The 17599-nt window shown below is 68.7% G+C and carries 16 protein-coding genes and 1 riboswitch; of the genes, 7 read left to right on the top strand and 9 right to left on the bottom strand.

Going from position 1 to position 17599, the window contains the following annotated elements; translation table 11 throughout:
• Positions 1-22 precede the first annotated feature (22 nt).
• A riboswitch (FMN riboswitch) is annotated at positions 23-172 on the bottom strand.
• Positions 173-253: 81 nt separating this feature from the next.
• Both AC1DMN_RS06745 and AC1DMN_RS06740 read right to left on the bottom strand, forming a co-directional pair.
• Complete coding sequence (locus AC1DMN_RS06745; protein WP_477230878.1) at positions 254-1129, bottom strand: Fpg/Nei family DNA glycosylase; 876 nt, start codon at positions 1127-1129, stop codon at positions 254-256.
• A gap of 79 nt (positions 1130-1208) precedes the next feature.
• The gene (locus AC1DMN_RS06740; RefSeq protein ID WP_477230877.1) at positions 1209-1778 is read right to left on the bottom strand and encodes a GNAT family N-acetyltransferase; all 570 of its coding nucleotides are present in this window, start codon (positions 1776-1778) and stop codon (positions 1209-1211) included.
• Between the two features lie 249 nt (positions 1779-2027).
• Here AC1DMN_RS06740 and AC1DMN_RS06735 point away from each other — a divergent pair, with 249 nt between their 5' ends.
• Positions 2028-2906, top strand: coding sequence for an endonuclease domain-containing protein (locus AC1DMN_RS06735; protein ID WP_477230876.1), 879 nt, complete (start codon positions 2028-2030; stop codon positions 2904-2906).
• Positions 2907-2960: 54 nt separating this feature from the next.
• Here AC1DMN_RS06735 and trpS read toward each other — a convergent pair whose 3' ends face one another.
• The 7 genes from trpS to sdhC all read right to left on the bottom strand — a co-directional run bounded on the left by trpS (position 2961) and on the right by sdhC (position 9860).
• Positions 2961-3965, bottom strand: a complete 1005-nt coding sequence (trpS, locus tag AC1DMN_RS06730; RefSeq protein ID WP_441977237.1) for a tryptophan--tRNA ligase — start codon at positions 3963-3965, stop codon at positions 2961-2963.
• An 85-nt stretch (positions 3966-4050) separates the two neighbouring features.
• Positions 4051-4944 carry an exodeoxyribonuclease III gene (locus AC1DMN_RS06725; protein WP_477230875.1) on the bottom strand — a complete coding sequence of 298 codons (894 nt, stop codon included), beginning with the start codon at positions 4942-4944 and terminating at the stop codon, positions 4051-4053.
• Positions 4945-4954: 10 nt separating this feature from the next.
• Complete coding sequence (locus tag AC1DMN_RS06720) at positions 4955-6217, bottom strand: YihY/virulence factor BrkB family protein (protein ID WP_477230874.1); 1263 nt, start codon at positions 6215-6217, stop codon at positions 4955-4957.
• Between the two features lie 86 nt (positions 6218-6303).
• On the bottom strand, positions 6304-7074 hold the full coding sequence (locus AC1DMN_RS06715) for a succinate dehydrogenase iron-sulfur subunit (protein ID WP_440733347.1): 771 nt from the start codon (positions 7072-7074) through the stop codon (positions 6304-6306).
• Entirely contained in the window at positions 7074-8900 is a 1827-nt protein-coding gene (sdhA, locus tag AC1DMN_RS06710) for a succinate dehydrogenase flavoprotein subunit (RefSeq protein WP_440733346.1), read from the bottom strand. The genes AC1DMN_RS06715 and sdhA overlap by 1 nt, the downstream gene beginning before the upstream one ends.
• 70 nt (positions 8901-8970) lie before the next feature.
• The gene (locus AC1DMN_RS06705; RefSeq protein WP_440733345.1) at positions 8971-9426 is read right to left on the bottom strand and encodes a succinate dehydrogenase hydrophobic membrane anchor subunit; all 456 of its coding nucleotides are present in this window, start codon (positions 9424-9426) and stop codon (positions 8971-8973) included.
• A complete protein-coding gene (gene sdhC / locus AC1DMN_RS06700; RefSeq protein WP_440733344.1) occupies positions 9426-9860 on the bottom strand; it encodes a succinate dehydrogenase, cytochrome b556 subunit in 435 nt (144 codons plus the stop codon). The genes AC1DMN_RS06705 and sdhC overlap by 1 nt, the downstream gene beginning before the upstream one ends.
• Positions 9861-10041: 181 nt before the next feature.
• On the opposite strand from sdhC, the gene AC1DMN_RS06695 reads away from it, so the two are divergent.
• The 6 genes from AC1DMN_RS06695 to AC1DMN_RS06670 all read left to right on the top strand — a co-directional run bounded on the left by AC1DMN_RS06695 (position 10042) and on the right by AC1DMN_RS06670 (position 17599).
• Positions 10042-10857: an aldo/keto reductase gene (locus AC1DMN_RS06695; protein WP_477230873.1), complete on the top strand. Its 816-nt coding sequence runs from the start codon at positions 10042-10044 to the stop codon at positions 10855-10857.
• 36 nt (positions 10858-10893) lie between these two features.
• On the top strand, positions 10894-12009 hold the full coding sequence (locus AC1DMN_RS06690; RefSeq protein ID WP_477230872.1) for a mannose-1-phosphate guanylyltransferase: 1116 nt from the start codon (positions 10894-10896) through the stop codon (positions 12007-12009).
• Between the two features lie 211 nt (positions 12010-12220).
• On the top strand, positions 12221-13333 hold the full coding sequence (locus AC1DMN_RS06685) for a BMP family lipoprotein (protein ID WP_440733341.1): 1113 nt from the start codon (positions 12221-12223) through the stop codon (positions 13331-13333).
• A 113-nt stretch (positions 13334-13446) separates the two neighbouring features.
• On the top strand, positions 13447-14961 hold the full coding sequence (locus AC1DMN_RS06680) for an ABC transporter ATP-binding protein (RefSeq protein ID WP_477230871.1): 1515 nt from the start codon (positions 13447-13449) through the stop codon (positions 14959-14961).
• Positions 14958-16316: an ABC transporter permease gene (locus AC1DMN_RS06675; RefSeq protein WP_477230870.1), complete on the top strand. Its 1359-nt coding sequence runs from the start codon at positions 14958-14960 to the stop codon at positions 16314-16316. Before AC1DMN_RS06680 ends, AC1DMN_RS06675 begins: the two co-directional genes overlap by 4 nt.
• Positions 16313-17599, top strand: coding sequence for an ABC transporter permease (locus AC1DMN_RS06670; RefSeq protein WP_440733338.1), 1287 nt, complete (start codon positions 16313-16315; stop codon positions 17597-17599). The genes AC1DMN_RS06675 and AC1DMN_RS06670 overlap by 4 nt, the downstream gene beginning before the upstream one ends.

The raw sequence follows: 17599 nt of genomic DNA, 5'->3' as shown, positions 1-17599 counted from the left end.
GGGTCGGGGCGCACGTCGATCGTGCGTGCTGCCTCTCATCCGGACTCGCGAGCCTTCGCTCGCATCACCGTCGGTCCCGGAATTGCACCGGATCGGCCTCGGATCCGTGTCGGATCCTCGGTTCGCGGACTGTCACCGCCGGTTCGGATTCTCACCGACCCCGGAGCACGTTGTGTTGCTCTCAGCTTAGTCAACGCGCGGATGCCGGTTTCATTCCGGCGGATGCATCTGTGACGCCCCATGTCGTTCCGGCTCACTTCAGCAGCCGCGACAGCCGACGGTCCGCGAGCACCTTGCCGCCGGTCTGGCAGGTGGGGCAGTACTCCAGCGATCGGTCGGCGAAGAACACACTGCGCACCGTGTCGCCGCACACCGGGCAGGGTTCCCCCCTGCGGGCGTGCACCTGCATCCCTCGTCGTTTCGCGTCCTTGAGTTCGGCTGGCGGCTTGCCGCTCGCCTCTGCCACGGCCTCACGCAACGTCGACTGCATCGCGTCGTACAGCCCGGTGACCTCTGCCTCGTTTAGACCGCCGGCGGGCGCGTAGGGCGACATCCTGGCGGCGTGCAGGATCTCGTCCGAGTAGGCGTTGCCGATGCCGCCGATCACCGCCTGGTCCCGAAGCAGACCTTTGATCTGCGTGCGCCGGCCCTCGAGCAGCGCCGCGAACACGTCGCGGGTGAAGGACGGATCCAACGGGTCAGGCCCCAGTCGTGCGATGCCGGGTACATCGGCCGGATCGCGGACGACGTACACGGCGAGGGACTTCTTCGTGCCCGCCTCGGTGAGGTCGAAGCCGCTGCCGTCGTCGAACGCGATCCGCAACGCGATCGGCGACTTGCCCGGGCGGATCAGCGTGGTGGGGAGGGCGTCGTACCAGCGCAGCCATCCGGCCTTGGCGAGGTGGAAGACGAGGTGCAGGTGCGGTTCGGTGTCGCTCTTCAGCGTCAGATCCACGAATTTCCCGTGGCGTGCTGCACCGTCGATCCGTGACCCCGCCAGTGCGGTCACGGGCGGGTCGAAGGTCTTCAGCGCCGCGATCGCCGACACCGAGGCGCGGGTGATGGTGAGCCCGACCGCGCGCTCCGCGAGGAAGTCGACCAGCCCCTGCACCTCAGGCATCTCCGGCATGGGATCATCCTGCCACCCCCGTGCGACATCGGGGGCAGGGCGGTCCGGATGACGGCCGCCGAAGCGCTCAGGGGAGGGCTCAGCCGAGGTCGATCGGCCAGTCCACGGGAGCGCGGTCGTCGCTGCGCAGCAGCGCGCCGCTCCATCCGTCGTCCCGGCCTCGCGGCCCCGGCAGTCCCTGCCGCAGGAGGCCTTCGTAGCGGAACCCGAGCGCCCGGGCGCTCCGCGCCGACGGCACGTTGCCGACCACGGCGCGCCACCGGATTCGGGCGAGACCCAGCTCGGCGAATCCCCAGTCGATCACGGCGCAAGCGGCCTCGGTGAGGTATCCGCGTCCGCGCGCAGGCGCGGCCACCCAGTAGCCGAGCTCGGCGTCGCCGCCCGTCGGGTGCTCGACGATGTGATGCAGTCCGATCGACGCGATCAGCGTGCCGTTGGCGTACGCCGCCCACACCTTCTGGGATCCGTCCTCCCACCACTCACCGACGAGCCGGACGTAGTCTTCGGCGTCCGCGCGACCGTAGGGGCTCGGCACAGTGGTCCAGCGCGGGATCTCCGGGTCCTGGCACGCCTCCGAGATCGCTTCGACGTCGGCGGAGGTCGGGGCGCGCAGGACCAGGCGAGGTGTGCGCAGCTCGACCGGTTCCATCGGTTCAGCCTAGGCCCGCCGCCCGGCCCGGATCGTCCACGTACGTGCGAAACTCAGTCGATCCCGCCGCAGAACCGATCGACGAGGTCATCCGGTGCGCGATCGACTGAGTTCGGAACGGCGAGTGCCCGAGCCCGGAACTGGCGACGCCGTCCGCATCGTCCTGCACAGGCGCGGCAGAATCCGCAGTCTTCACAGATTCCGGCGGCGAGAGCCCATGGCAACTCGCGAACGGCCACCCTCGGGGGGATGATCGACCAGCGATTCAGGACCTTCGAACTGCGCGCCCAGGGGTATACCGGCAGGATGATCGCGCAGGCGGTGCAGCATGGGACGCTGATCCGGCTGCGACAGGGGCAGTACACGACGGCGCGCTGCCCGGAGTACGCGCTCGAGGCGGGACGGTTCGGCGGGCGGGCCGACTGCGTGAGTGCGCTCGCGCTCGCCGGCGTCTTCGTCCGCGAACGGCATCCGCTGCACCTGCAGATGACGCCGCACTCCTCGCGTCACGCTCTCCCCTCGGCACTGATCGTCCGGCACTGGCGGGCGTGCTCCGCGCCCTGGAACGACCTCGCCGTCCCCCTCGTCGATGCACTCGCGCAATCGCTCGCCTGCCAGGAACCGCGGGACGCCGTGGCGTCGCTGGACAGCGCCCTCCATCAGGGGCTGATCGACCTCGACGGGCTCGACGAGGTCTTCGAGCTCGCCCCCCGGCGCACGCGCGTGCTCCGTCGCCTCGTGGACGGGCGGGCGGAGTCCGGACCGGAGACGCTCGTGCGCATCGCCGCCCGCGCGCTGGGGTTCGATGTCGCCGTGCAGGTGCTGCTCGACTTCGGCCGGGTGGATCTGCTGCTCGACGGCTGGCTCGTGGTCGAGTGCGACTCCCGGGCGCATCACGAGGACTGGGCGCAGCGGCGCCGCGACTACGCGCGGGACCGTCAGGCGGCGGCGCAGGGACTCTGCGTGCTGCGACTGATCGCCGAGGACATCATGTACGACCGAGAGGGCGTGGTGGCGGCGCTGCGGGGCATGCGCGGCTTCCGACCGGCACGCCGCCGCAGCGTCACGAACTCAGTCGATCTCGGGGCCCGATCGCAGAACGCGCCGGCGCAGCACCGGATCGACTGAGTTCGGCACGCCGAAGCACGCCGAACACCGCCGAGCACCCGCCCGACCGCCGACTCAGACTCGGCGGAGCAGGCCGACCTTGTCGTACACCTGGGCGAGGGTCCGGTCGGCGACCTCGTCGGCGCGGGCGGCGTTGGCGGCGAGGATCCGGTCCAGCTCGGCGGGATCCGCGAGCAGCTCGTTCGCGCGGTCGCGCACCGGGCCGAACTCGTTCACGACGACCTCGGCGAGCCCCTTCTTGAAGTCGCCATAGCCGCGGCCCGCGTACTCGTCCTCGATGGACGCGATCTGACGGCCGGTGAGGGCTGCGTAGATCGTCAGCAGGTTGGAGACGCCGGGCTTGTCCTCGCGGTCGTACCGGACGGATCCTTCGTTGTCGGTCACGGCGCGCATGATCTTCTTCGCCGACTTGGCCGGGTCGTCCAGCAGCCACAGCACGCCGGCGTCCGACTCGGCCGACTTCGACATCTTCGAGGTGGGGTTCTGCAGGTCGTAGATGCGCGCGGTGTCCTTCTGGATCACCGGGATCGGCACCACGAACGTCTCGCCGTAGCGCGCGTTGAACCGCTCCGCGAGGTCGCGGGTCAGCTCGACGTGCTGCTTCTGATCGTCGCCCACCGGCACGACATCCGTCTGGTAGAGCAGGATGTCGGCGGCCATCAGCACCGGGTACGTGAACAGGCCGACCGAGGTCGCGTCGGTGCCGTACCGTGCCGACTTGTCCTTGAACTGGGTCATGCGACCGGCCTCGCCGAACCCGGTAATGGTCGACAGGATCCACGCGAGCTCGGCATGCGCGCGCACATGCGACTGCACGTACAGCGTCGACTTCGACGGCTCGATCCCCGCCGCGATGTACTGGGCGGCGGTGCGGCGGGTCTTCTCCCGGAGCTCCGCCGGGTCGTTCGGCTGGGTCAGCGCGTGCAGGTCGACCACGGAGAAGAACGCGTCGTAGGAGTTCTGCAGGTCCCGCCACTGCAGCAGCGCCCCGATGTAGTTGCCGGCCTGGAGAGAGTCGGCGGAGGGCTGCATTCCGGAGTAGAGGCGGGGTTTCGTCACAGAACAATCCTATGGGGACGGGATCGAGCGCCCGACCGTGCGTTCGGAGCCTCGACCACAGCGCGGCGACGCACCGTGCGGCAGCTCAGTACGTGTAGTCGACGATGACCGGAGTGTGGTCGCTCCAGCGCTCGGCGTAGGTGGCGGCGCGTGCGACGCGGTAGTTCGTCGCCCGTGCCGCGAGAGGTGCCGTGGCGAGGTGGTAGTCGATGCGCCAGCCGGAGTCGTTGTCGAAGGCCTGGCCGCGCATCGTCCACCAGGTGTACGGGCCGGCGACCTCGCCCGCAGCGACGCGTCCCACATCGACCCAGCCGAGGCCCTTGCCGTCGCCCTCCGCCACGAAGGGGCGCGTGTCGCTGAGCTGGCCCACCATTCCCCGGCCGATGCCCTCCTGACCGATCGCAGGTTCCCCCGCGGCGCCGAGGAAACGGTCGAAGTACGCACGCTCGCGCGCGAGGAAGCCGGCCTTCTTGACGTTGCCCTTCCAGTTCAGGATGTCGAGGGGCCGATGCCCGACGTTGAGATCGCCCGTGACGAGCGAGAGGGCGTCGTCTGCACCCAGCTCGCCCATGCGCGTGGTCATCGCGTCGAGGAACTTCCACTTCTCTTCCTGCTTGGGGGTGTCCGCCTCACCGCTGTGCACGTAGGCGCTGACGACCGTGAGCGGGACGCCACCGAGATCGAAGTCGGCCTCGAGCCAGCGGCCCTTCGAGTCGAAATCCTCGGGTCCGAGCGCAGTCCGCGATGCGGTCGCCGGGATCCGGCTGAGCACGGCGACGCCGGCGCGGCCCTTCGCCGTGGCTTCGTCGTGCAGGATCGACCAGCCGGGGAACGCCTGCTCCAGGTGCTCGTCCTGCGCGCGCACCTCCTGCAGGGTGAGGACATCGACGTCGGCGGCGTCGAGCCAGCCATGCATTCCGTTGCGGACCGCGGCGCGGATCCCGTTGACGTTGACCGTGGCGATACGCAGGTGGGGCATGGTCTCCAGCCTAACGAGCGCCTCCGACATCGCTTCCCACGTCCGGGGTGCGACGACGCGGCCGTGCTTCGGTCGGCGCATCGGTGCGCGGTTCACTGCGGCGCGGGCCCTCCAGCAGCAGCCCGAGCAGGCCCTCCTCGTCATCAGCGGGCGCTGCCGCCGCCTGCTCGGCGAGCGCATCGCCCCAGTCGTCGTGAGCCTCGCGCACCGCGCGGGCCGTCGCGGCACGGCGCCACCACGGTGCGGCGTCGTGCGCCTGCTCGGCCCGGCGCACGCGCACCTCGGCGGCCAGAACGAGGGCCGCGAGCTCCGCGCGGTGCGCGGCGTCCTCGTCGACCTCCTGGAGGGGCTGGTCGCGGTCCTCGGCCGTGAGCGCGATCCACGCCGCGGCGACCAGGATCACGACCGCCACCCAGCGGCACCAGAGCAGCATCGCGATGATCACGGCGAAGGTCGCCAGCAGCGGATTGCCCGGGGTGTGGGCGAGCAGCAGCCCGGCCCCGAGCTGCAGCACCACCACCGCGCCGCCGCCGAGCATCGCTCCGGGGAGGATGGTGCGCCAGGCGAGCCTGGTGCCGGTGAGGAACCGCACGAGCAGTGCGATCGCCGCGGAATCGATCGCGAACATGACCACGACCGACCCGGCCCGGGTGAGCAGGTCGAAGGCGGTGGCGCCGAGATGCCAGCCGAGCAGGTCGAGCACCTGCCGGAGCGCCCATACCCCGGCGAAGCCGAGCACCGATCCGACCAGCAGCGCCAGACCGAACAGGATCCCGGCGACGCCGTCGCGCAGCTTCAGCAGCACGAAGCTGCGGCCGTCGTAAGGCAGCCCGAAGATGTCGCGCACGGCGCGCCGGGTGAAGGTCACCGCGGTGATCCCGGTCCACGTGACGACGACGGCGGCGACGATCCCCGTGATGCTCAGCACGCTGCTGGCTTCGGAGGCGAGCGACTGCACGTCATCGGGGTGGACGAGGCCGTGATCACTGATGATGCCGGGGATGTAGCTGTTCGCGATCGCGGTGAGCAGGGCGATCGCCCGTTCGCTGCCGCCGAGCCAGAGACCGGCCGAGGCGAACGCGATGTAGAGCAGCCCGAACACGGCGAAGAGGCCCTGGTAGCTCATGCCCGCGGAGAGCAGGAATCCGTTGCGCTGCAGGAACCGGCGCCATACCCGGATCGGGAACGCCCGCATTGTGCGGCGGGTGAGCGCGGCGGCGCGCTCGATCGGCGCCTCGAGTCGCGCTCTCAGCTCCGAATCGGATTCCGCCACGCACTCACCCTAGCGACCGGCTGACACGCGAAGAGGCGCCACCCGCAAGGGGTGGCGCCTCTTCGACAGGCTCGGGGGCCGGCGGATCAGGGACGGCCGCGCAGGACCGCCTGCTTGACCTCGGCGATCGCCTTGGTGACCTCGATGCCGCGGGGGCATGCCTCGGTGCAGTTGAAGGTTGTGCGGCAGCGCCACACGCCCTCCTTGTCGTTGAGGATGTCGAGGCGCACGTCGGCGGCGTCGTCGCGGGAGTCGAAGATGAAGCGGTGCGCGTTCACGATCGCGGCCGGGCCGAAGTACTGCCCGTCGGTCCAGAACACGGGGCACGACGAGGTGCACGCGGCGCACAGGATGCACTTGGTGGTGTCGTCGAAGATCGCGCGGTCGGCGATCGACTGCACGCGCTCCTTGCCCTTCTCCGGCTCGCTGGTCGCGAGCAGGAACGGCTTCACCTCGCGGTACGCCGCGAAGAACGGATCCATGTCGACGACGAGGTCCTTCTCCAGCGGCAGGCCCTTGATCGCCTCGACGTAGATCGGCTTGGAGATGTCCAGGTCCTTGATCAGCGTCTTGCAGGCGAGGCGGTTGCGGCCGTTGATGCGCATCGCGTCGGATCCGCAGATGCCGTGCGCACAGGAGCGGCGGAACGTGAGGGATCCGTCGACCTCCCACTTGATCTTGTGCAGCGCGTCGAGCACGCGGTCGGTGGAGTACAGCTCCACGTCGTAGTCGACCCAGTGCGGCTCGCTGTCGACCTCGGGGTCGAAGCGGCGGATGTTGAACGTGACGAGGAAGGACTGCACGCCCGTGTCTTCGACGACGGCCTCTGCGGCGGTTTCCGTGGCGACGGCGGACATCAGTACTTCCTCTCCATCGGCGGGTAGTTCAACTCGCCCTGCTCGTTCTTGGTGAACACGACCGGCTTCCAGTCGAGCTTGATGTGGTCGCTCGGCGTCGACGAGTGCGGGTCGCCGGTCAGGTACGCCATCGTGTGCTGCATGTAGTTCTCGTCGTCGCGCTTCGGGAAGTCGTCGCGCATGTGACCGCCGCGGCTCTCCTCGCGGTTCTGCGCGGCGTAGACGACGACCTCGGCGATGTCGAGGAGGAAGCCCAGCTCGACGGCCTCGAGCAGGTCGGTGTTGAAGCGGCTGCCCTTGTCGTCGACGTGCACGTTCTTGTAGCGCTCGCGGAGCTCGGCGATCACGCCGAGCACGTGCTCGAGGGACTCGTGCGTGCGGAACACCTGCGCGCCCTTGTCCATCTCCTCCTGGAGCTTCTTGCGCAGGACCGCGATGCGCTCGGTGCCGGCGTTGTTGCGCAGGCCCTCGAGCATCTCCTTGACCGCGGTCTCCGGGGCCTCGGGGAGGGGCAGGAAGTCGGCGGTCTTGACGTACTCGACGGCGTTGCGTCCGCTGCGCTTGCCGAACACGTTGATGTCGAGCAGGGAGTTCGTGCCGAGGCGGTTCGCGCCGTGCACCGACACGCACGCGCACTCGCCGGCCGCGTACAGGCCCGGGACGATCGTGTCGTTGTCGGCGAGCACCTCGCCGTTGTTGTTGGTCGGGATGCCGCCCATGGCGTAGTGCGCCGTCGGCATCACGGGGACCGGCTCGACGACCGGGTCGACGCCGAGGTAGGTGCGCGCGAACTCCGTGATGTCGGGGAGCTTCGTCTCCAGGACCTCGGCACCGAGGTGCGTGCAGTCCAGCAGCACGTAGTCCTTGTGCGGGCCGGCGCCGCGGCCCTCCGCGACCTCCTGCACCATGCAGCGGGCGACGATGTCGCGCGGCGCGAGGTCCTTGATCGTGGGGGCGTAGCGCTCCATGAAGCGCTCGCCCGAGGCATTGCGCAGGATCGCGCCTTCACCGCGCGCGCCCTCGGTGAGCAGGATCCCGAGGCCGGCCAGGCCGGTCGGGTGGAACTGGAAGAACTCCAGGTCCTCGAGCGGCAGGCCCTTGCGCCACACGATCCCGACGCCGTCGCCGGTCAGGGTATGCGCGTTCGAGGTGGTCTTGAAGATCTTGCCGAAGCCGCCGGTCGCGAAGATCACGGCCTTGGCGTGGAAGACGTGCAGCTCGCCCGTGGACAGGTCGTAGGCGACGACGCCGGCGATGCCGGTCTTGCCCGCCTCGTCCTTCACCGTGATGAGGTCGAGCACGTAGAACTCGTTGAAGAAGTTGATGCCGAGCTTCACGCAGTTCTGGAACAGCGTCTGCAGGATCATGTGGCCGGTGCGGTCGGCGGCGTAGCAGGCCCGGCGCACGGGCGTCTTGCCGTGCTCGGCCGTGTGTCCGCCGAAGCGGCGCTGGTCGATCTTGCCCTCGGGCGTCCGGTTGAACGGCAGGCCCATGTTCTCGAGGTCGATGACTGCGTCGATGGCCTCCTTGGCGAGGATCTCCGCCGCGTCCTGGTCGACGAGGTAGTCGCCGCCCTTGACGGTGTCGAAGGTGTGCCACTCCCAGCTGTCCTCCTCGACGTTCGCGAGCGCCGCGGCCATGCCGCCCTGCGCCGCGCCCGTGTGGGAGCGGGTGGGGTAGAGCTTCGAGATCACCGCGGTCTTCGCGCCGGGGCCGGCCTCGATCGCCGCTCGCATGCCGGCGCCGCCGGCGCCGACGATCACGATGTCGAACTGATGGTGGTGCACGCCGTTCTTGACGACGGAATCCTGGGTCTCAGTGGTCACTGGTTCTGCCTATTCTCTGAGCTTGGTCGCCGCTGCCGCGGGGGAGCTGGTCTCGCCGGTGGTCGCCGGGCTATTTGCCCAGCGCCTTGCAGGTGTCCCACATGGCGCCGCTCTCGAACACGCCGTTGCAGGGGTCGAAGGTGAACACGACGAGGGTGCCGAGCAGGACGAGGAGTGCGGTGGCCAGGCCGAGCACGACCAGCAGGGTCTTGCGGATGCCCGTGTGGCCGACGTAGTCGTTCACGACGGTGCGCATGCCGTTGGCGCCGTGGATGAGGGCCAGCCACAGCATCAGCACGTCCCACCACTGCCAGAAGGGCGTGGCGTACTTGCCGGCGACGAAGGCGAAGTCCAGCGCGTGGATGCCCTCGCCGAGCATGAGGTTGACGAAGAGGTGGCCGAAGATCAGCACGACGAGCACGACGCCCGAGACGCGCATGTAGATCCAGCCCCACTTCTCGAGGTTGACGCCCTTGCTGCGGCGCGGGGCCGCCATGTGCTGGGTGGTGAAGACGTCCGCGGCCATCAGCTCGCACCTCCCACGTGAGAGAACACGTTGATCAGGTGGCGCGGCACGAAGCCGGCCAGCAGCACCAGCCAGAGGCCGATCACGACCCAGAACATCTGCTTCTGGTACTGGGCGCCCTTCGACCACACGTCGATGAGGATGATCCGCAGCCCGTTCAGCGCGTGGAAAACGATCGCGGCGACGAGCACAGTCTCGCCGAGCCCCATGATCGGGTTCTTGTACGTGCCGAGGACCGCGTCGTACGCCTCCGGCGAGACCCGGATGAGCGACGTGTCGAGCACGTGCACCAGGAGGAAGAAGAAGATGGAGATTCCGGTGATGCGATGCAGAACCCAGGACCACATGCCCTCGCGACCCCGGTAGAGGGTGCCGCGCGGCGTCTTGGACGTGGTTTCCGCAATCGAAGGTGTCAAGCGCGTGCTTGCGGACACAGTCGTCCTCCCTGATCGATAGCGAAGGATCGCGGCGCGCAGGCGTCCGATCCCCCTCATCCTATTCCTGTCAGATGGCTGGGAGCGACGAAGGCGACCCTTAGCGATCATGCGGTTCTGCGATCGGAACCATGCATGGATGCGATCGTGGGCACGGCGACCGACGTCCTACCGTGAGGGCATGAGCATTCGCTTCCCGAACGGCGCCATCGTCCCGAGCATCGGCATCGGCACCTGGAACGTCGGCGACGATCCGGCGCGACGGGACGAGGAGATCGCGGCGATCCAGGTGGGGCTCGACGCCGGTCTGCGCGTCGTCGACACGGCGGAGATGTATGGATCCGGCCGCTCCGAACGACGGGTGGGGGAGGCGATCCGCGGGCGGCGCGACGACGCGTTCCTGGTGAGCAAGGTGCTCCCGCATCACGCCGACGCGGCCGGGATCCGTCGAGCGGCGCACGACAGCCTCGCCCGGCTCGGCACCGACCGGCTCGACCTGTACCTGCTGCACTGGCGCGGGCCGGTGCCGCTCGAGGAGACCGTCGCCGCGTTCGAGGACCTGCGCGACGCCGGCGACATCCTGGACTGGGGCGTGAGCAACCTGGATCCGGACGACCTCGCCGAGCTTCCCGCGGGAGCCGCGACCGATCAGATCCTCTACAACCCGTCCCGCCGCGGGCCCGAGCTCGATCTGCTCCCGTTGCTGCGCCGCCGCGGGATTCCGGCGATGGCGTACTCGCCGCTCGAGCAGGCGCGTGTGCTCGGCGATCCCGTGCTCGCGGAGCTGGCTTCATCGATCGGGCTGACGGTGGCGCAACTGGTGCTCGCCTGGGTGATCCGCTCCGGAGACGTGCTGGCGATCCCCAAGGCGGGCGACGTCGCGCACGCGCGGGACAACGCCGCGGCAATCGATGTCGAGCTGCCTGCGGAGGTGCTCTCGGCGATCGATGCACGCTTCCCCGCCCCTGCCTGTCCGGTGCCGCTGGAGATGCTCTGAGCAGGTGGCGACGGGGCCCTCGCTACGCTGGATCCCATGCGCGAGCCGATCCCTGACTTCTACGCCGTCATCCCCGCCGGAGGCATCGGGAGCCGGCTGTGGCCACTGTCCCGGGCCGATGCGCCGAAGTTCCTTCACGATCTGACCGGATCCGGACAGTCGCTGCTGCGCGACACCTGGGACCGGCTGGAGCCGCTGACCGGCCCCGACCGGATCGCGGTGGTGACCGGGCGCGCGCACCGCGCTGCGGTGGAGGCGCAACTGCCGGGCATCGCCGACAAGAACGTGTTCCTGGAGTCCGAGCCGCGCGAGTCGGCGGCGGCGATCGGGCTCGCGGCAGCGATCCTGCACCGACGCGACCCAGATGTGATCATCGGATCCTTCAGCGCGGATCATGTCATCCGCGGCACCCGCGTGTTCGAGTTCGCCGTACGTGACGCCGTCGAGGTCGCGCGAGAGGGGTACATCGTCACGATCGGCATCACGCCGACAGAGCCGGCGGTCGGCTTCGGTTACATCAAGCAGGGGACGGAGCTCGAGATCGAGGGTGCGCGAGAGGCCGCCCTGGTGGAGCGGTTCGTGGAGAAGCCCGACCTCGCCACGGCAAGGAAGTACGTCGCCGACCGCAGCTACCTCTGGAACGCGGGCATGTTCATCGCAAGGGCCGACGTGCTTCTGGCGGAGATCGAACTGCACCAGCCCGCCCTGTACGCCGGTCTCATGGAGCTCGCCGAGGCGTGGGACGACCGGGAGCGACGCGGACCCGCGGTGGATCGGGTGTGGCCGGCGCTGCCGAAGATCGCGATCGACTACGCGGTCGCCGAACCGGCGGCGGAGCGCGGCCGGCTCGCGGTGGTGCCGGGCCACTTCGACTGGGACGACGTGGGGGACTTCGCGTCGCTCACGAAGCTCATCCTGAACGGGCGCAAGAACGACCTCGCCGTGCTCGGTCCCTCCGCGCGGGTGTTGTCGGACGCGGCGAGCGGGATCCTGGTCAGCCAGACCTCGCGGGTGATCAGCCTGGTCGGCGTGCAGGACATCGTCGTGGTGGACACTCCGGACGCGCTGCTCGTGACGACCATCGAGCACGCGCAGCGGGTGAAGGGCGTGGTGGAGTCGCTCAAGCTCACCGGGCGCGGCGACGTGCTCTGAGGCCCCCGCGATCATCCGCAGATGCGCACGGGCCTGCACGAAAGCGGGGATGACCCGGGTGCTCTGCTCATATGAGCATGGACGAGCGCATGTGATCTCATGTTTGTAACCATTGACTCCAGCGACACGGACGAGGATGCCCGATCTTCGTCATAGTCGGTAACTTTCAAGTGACCCGCGATGGCCGCGGGCTCGTTTTCTGGAGGCCCGTGTGACCATCACCAAGAAGCTGATCGGCGCGACCATCGCCGCCGGTGTCATCGTCGCCCTCGCAGGTTGCGGATCCGCTCCTGCTCCGGCGAGCTCGAGCGGCGGTGCCAAGCCGGCCGACGCGAACTTCAAGCCCTGCCTCGTCTCCGACAGCGGCGGCTTCAACGACAAGTCCTTCAACGAGTCGGCCAAGATCGGCATGGACAAGGCGGCCAAGACCCTCGGCGTGAAGGCCCTCGAGGTCGAGTCGAAGTCGGACAACGACTACAAGAGCAACATCGACTCGCTGATCTCCGGCAAGTGCACCATGATCATCGGCGTCGGCTTCAAGCTCGACGCCGCGATCTCCACCGCCGCGCAGGCGAACCCGAAGATCAACTTCGGCATCATCGACTCGCTGGCCGACACCAACAACGACGGCAAGCCGGACGCGCCGAACATCAAGCCGATCCTCTTCGACACCGCCCAGGCCGCGTACCTCGGCGGCTACGCCGCAGCGGCATGGTCGGCGCAGGAGGGCGCCAACAAGGTTGGCACCTTCGGCGGAATGAAGATCCCGCCGGTGACGATCTTCATGGACGGCTTCGTCGACGGCGTCAAGAAGTACGACGAGGACAAGGGCGGAAACGTCGCCTCGGTCGGCTGGGACAAGGCCGCGCAGGACGGTTCGTTCACCGGCGCCTTCGCCGCGAACGACACCGCCAAGCAGACCGCGAACTCGATCCTGGGTCAGGGCGTCGACGTGATCTTCCCGGTCGGCGGTCCGATCTACCTCTCGGCCAGCGCTGCGATCAAGGACAGCGGCAAGAAGACGGTCATGCTCGGCGTCGACTCCGACCTCGCCGCGGCTGACCCGTCCGTCGCCGACCAGATCCTGGTCTCGGTCATGAAGCGCATCGACGACGCGGTCAACACCACGGTCCTCGACGCTGCCAAGGGCAGCTTCGACCCGACCCCGTACGTCGGCACGCTCCAGAACAACGGCGTGGGCCTGTCCTCGTTCCACGACTTCGAGAGCAAGCTCCCGAAGGGCCTGACCGACGAGCTGAAGGCGCTGCAGGACAAGATCATCAAGGGCGACATCAAGGTCGAATCGGCCGCGTCCCCGAAGTAACCCCCTCTGACGCGGGGCGCTCCGATCCCGCCATCGTCGCCGACCGGCGCGATGGCGGGATCCGGCGCCCCGCGCTCTTCTTGAGTCCCCCCTTCCCGGATAGGGTCACAGTTATGAAGCTCGAGCTCCGCGGCATCACCAAGCGCTTCGGATCCCTGGTCGCCAACGACCACATCGACGTGGTCGTCGAACCTGGCGAGATCCACGCCCTGCTGGGCGAGAACGGGGCCGGCAAGTCGACCCTGATGAACGTCCTCTACGGCCTGTATCAGGCCGACGAGGGCGAGATCCTGCTTGACGGCGTGCCGCAGCACTTCCGCGGCCCCGGCGATGCGATGGCGGCCGGCATCGGCATGGTGCACCAGCACTTCATGCTCATCCCGGTGTTCACCGTCGCAGAGAACGTCATGCTCGGGCACGAGCAGTCCAAGGCGCTCGGCGTGCTGGACATCGCGGCGGCGCGCGATCACGTGCGCGAGGTCGCCTCGCGGTTCGGGTTCGAGGTCGATCCGGACGCGATCGTGGGGGACCTGCCGGTCGGCGTGCAGCAGCGCGTGGAGATCATCAAGGCTCTGAGCCGTGACGCGAAGGTGCTCGTGTTCGACGAGCCGACCGCGGTGCTCACCCCTCAAGAGACCGACGAACTCATGGAGATCATGAAGCAGCTGCGCGACGAGGGCACAGCGATCGTGTTCATCACGCACAAGCTTCGCGAGGTTCGCGCGATCGCCGACAAGATCACCGTGATCCGTCTGGGCCGGGTGGTCGGCGAGGCCGACCCGAAGTCCTCGAACACCGAGCTCGCCTCGATGATGGTGGGGCGCGCGGTCGAGTTGACGGTGCACAAGGATCCGCCCAAGATCGGCGAAGGCGGGCTGCACGTCAAGGGCCTGCGTGTGATCGCGCCGGACGGCGTCGTCGTGGTCGACGACATCAGCTTCGATGTGCGCCCGGGCGAGGTGCTGGCCGTCGCCGGCGTGCAGGGCAACGGGCAGACCGAGCTGGCCGAGGCGATCATGGGACTGGGTGCGCGCTCTACCGGATCCATCTCGCTCGACGGCATGGAGCTGATCGGCCGCAACGTGCACCAGGTGCTCGAGGCCGGCGTCGGGTTCGTCCCGGAGGACCGCAACGAGGATGGTCTCGTGGGCGCATTCTCCGTCGCGGAGAACCTCATCCTCGACCGCTCCGATGACCCCGCTTTCACCCGCTTCGGGACCATCATGCGCGGCGTGCTCGACACGTTCGCGAAGGAGCGCATCGTGGAGTTCGACATCCGCACGCAGGGACCGGGCCAGGCGGCTGGATCCCTGTCGGGCGGCAACCAGCAGAAGGTCGTCATCGCGCGCGAGCTCAACCGCGACCTCAAGCTGCTGCTCGCCTCGCAGCCCACGCGCGGCGTGGACGTCGGATCCATCGAGTTCATCCACAAGCGCATCGTCGAGACCCGCGACTCCGGCATCCCGGTGATCGTGGTGTCGACCGAACTGGACGAGGTCACCGCCCTCGCCGACCGCATCGCGGTCATGTACCGCGGCCGCATCGTCGGCATCGTCCCGGGGGACACCCCGCGCGACGTGCTCGGCCTGATGATGGCCGGCGAGAACCCCACGGAGGCAGCCGCATGAGCAACGAATCCGCGCCCACCTCCGGCACGCCGGCACCCGAGCCCGCGCCCAGCGCGGACGGCGGTCCGGTCGCGCCCGCACCTCAACCGCCGATGACCCGCAACATCCAGGAGATCCCGGTCTCGAACCGTGTGCTCCGGGAGATCCTGCGCGGGAGCGCGGTCACCACGGTGCTGGCGATCCTCCTGGCGCTCATCGTCGGCGGGGTGCTGATCGCCGTCACCAACCCCGATGTGCAGGCGGCGGCCGGGTACTTCTTCGCGCGTCCCACCGACACGCTGGGCGCCGCCTGGAGCGCAGTGATCGGCGCCTATTCCGCGCTGTTCAACGGATCGATCATCGACTTCGGAGCCAGCGACTTCTGGTCCGCCGTGAGGCCGCTCGGCAACACGATCTCCTTCGCCGCGCCGCTCATCGCCGCCGGCCTCGGCATCGCGGTGGCGTTCCGCGTCGGCCTGTTCAACATCGGCGCCCGCGGCCAGATGCTCATCGCCTGCGCGGCGGCGGCGCTCGTGACGTTCCAGCTGAACCTGCCTGCGATCATCCAGATCCCGCTCACCCTGATCGTCGGCATCGCCGCTGGGGCGCTCTGGGGCGGGCTCGTGGGCCTGCTGAAGGCACGCACCGGTGCGCACGAGGTCATCCTCACGATCATGCTCAATTACGTCGCGTTCTACTTCGTGACGTGGATGGTGCAGGTGCCGCAGCTGCTGCAGCGGCCTGGTCAGATTCAGCCGATCTCCCGACCCACCCCTCCGAGCGCGATTCTGCCCAAGCTCCCCGGACTCGACCTGATCGACTGGGGCTTCCCGATCGTGATCGTCGCGACGCTGTTCGTGTGGTGGTTGGTCGAGCGGTCCGGTCTCGGCTTCCGGATGCGCGCCGTGGGGGAGAACCCCAATGCGGCACGGGCCGCGGGGATCAGCGTCCCGCGCGTCTACATCTACGCGATGCTGTTCTCCGGGGGACTTGCCGGCCTGGCCGGCATGTTCCAGATCCAGAGCACGATCACGAGCGGCTTCGACGGCGGCATCGACGCCGGTATCGGCTTCACCGCCATCACGGTGGCGCTGCTCGGGCGCAGCCGTGCGTGGGGCACGTTCTGGGCCGGACTGCTGTTCGGCGCGCTGAAGGCGGGTTCGTTCCCGATGCAGGCGCTCCAGTCGATCCCCGTCGACATCGTGCTCGTGGTGCAGTCGCTGATCGTGCTGTTCATCGCGGCGCCGCCGCTGATCCGCACCATCTTCTTCCTGCCCAAGGACGACTCGGAGCGCTCACAGCGTTCCAAGGCGCGGATCGCGCGCCGGGCGGCCAAGAACTCCGATTCCTCCGACACGAAGGCGGCGGCAGCATGAGCACCTCCCTCACCTCGGCACCCGTGCTCGACGCGCCCACCGTCGTCAAGGTCCGCTCGCTGAAGGTCCCGATCACGCTGCTGGCGATCGTCGCCCTGCTCGGGTTGCTGTTCCTGTTCGTGCCCCGCTACGGGACCACGACGTTCCGCCTGTCCGAGGCGAGCGCAGTGATCCGCCTCGGCGACGTCGCCGTCCCCGCGGGACCGGTGCTCTGGACCACGTGGGTGATCGCAGTAGGACTCGGCGTGCTGGCACTGATCGCCGCGCTGCAGTACCGGAAGATCCCCCTGTGGGTGCCGATCGTGTACGCGGTGCTCGCGATGACCGCGTTCCTCACCTGGGCGGGTGCGGGTGCAGCGGGCGCGATCACGCTCACCGGCCTGCTCGGAGGATCCATCTCGCTCGCGGTGCCGCTCGTCTTCGGTGCCCTCGCCGGGGTGATCGGCGAGCGCGCCGGTGTCGTCAACGTCGCGATCGAGGGACAGTTCCTGCTCGGCGCATTCACGGCGACGATCCTCGGCTCTCTCACGCACAACCCGTTCGTGGGTCTCATCGGTGCGATGCTGGGCGGCATCCTGATCTCGCTCGTGCTGGGCGCGTTCGCGATCAAGTACCTCGTCGACCAGGTCATCGTCGGCGTGGTCCTCAACGTCTTCGCCTCGGGCCTGACCGGCTTCCTGTATCAGGGCGTGCTCGCGCCGAACGCGCAGACGCTGAACAGCCCTACCCGGTTCTCGCTGATCAAGATCCCGGTCCTGGGCGATATCCCCGTGATCGGCCCTGCTCTGTTCAACCAGACCTTCCTCGTCTACCTGATGTACGTCGTGGTCGCGCTGGTGGCCTGGGGCATGTACCGCACCCGCTGGGGCCTGCGCGTGCGCGCCGTCGGCGAGCACCCGCACGCGGCGGACACCGTCGGTATCAAGGTGAACCCGACGCGGTTCTGGAACCTGCAGCTCGCCGGAGCGATCGCCGGCATCGGCGGCGCCTACTTCACCCTGGTCTCGGTGCCGCAGTTCACCAAGGACATGACGGCGGGGCTCGGTTTCATCGCGCTCGCCGCGGTGATCTTCGGGCGCTGGGATCCGGTGCGCGCGGCGCTCGCTGCGCTGCTGTTCGGTTTCGCGACGAACCTGCAGAACCTGCTCGCGGTGCTGCGCACGCCCATCCCCGGCGAGTTCATGCTGATGCTGCCGTACGTGGTGACGATCCTCGCGGTCGTCGGGTTCGTGGGGCAGATCAAGGCCCCCGCGGCCGACGGCAAGCCGTACATCAAGTCCTAG

It is taken from the genome of Microbacterium sp. 01T413_2 (assembly GCF_056398985.1).
The sequence above is the reverse complement of the archived record's forward strand: the minus strand, read 5'-3'. Positions and strand labels throughout refer to the sequence as shown.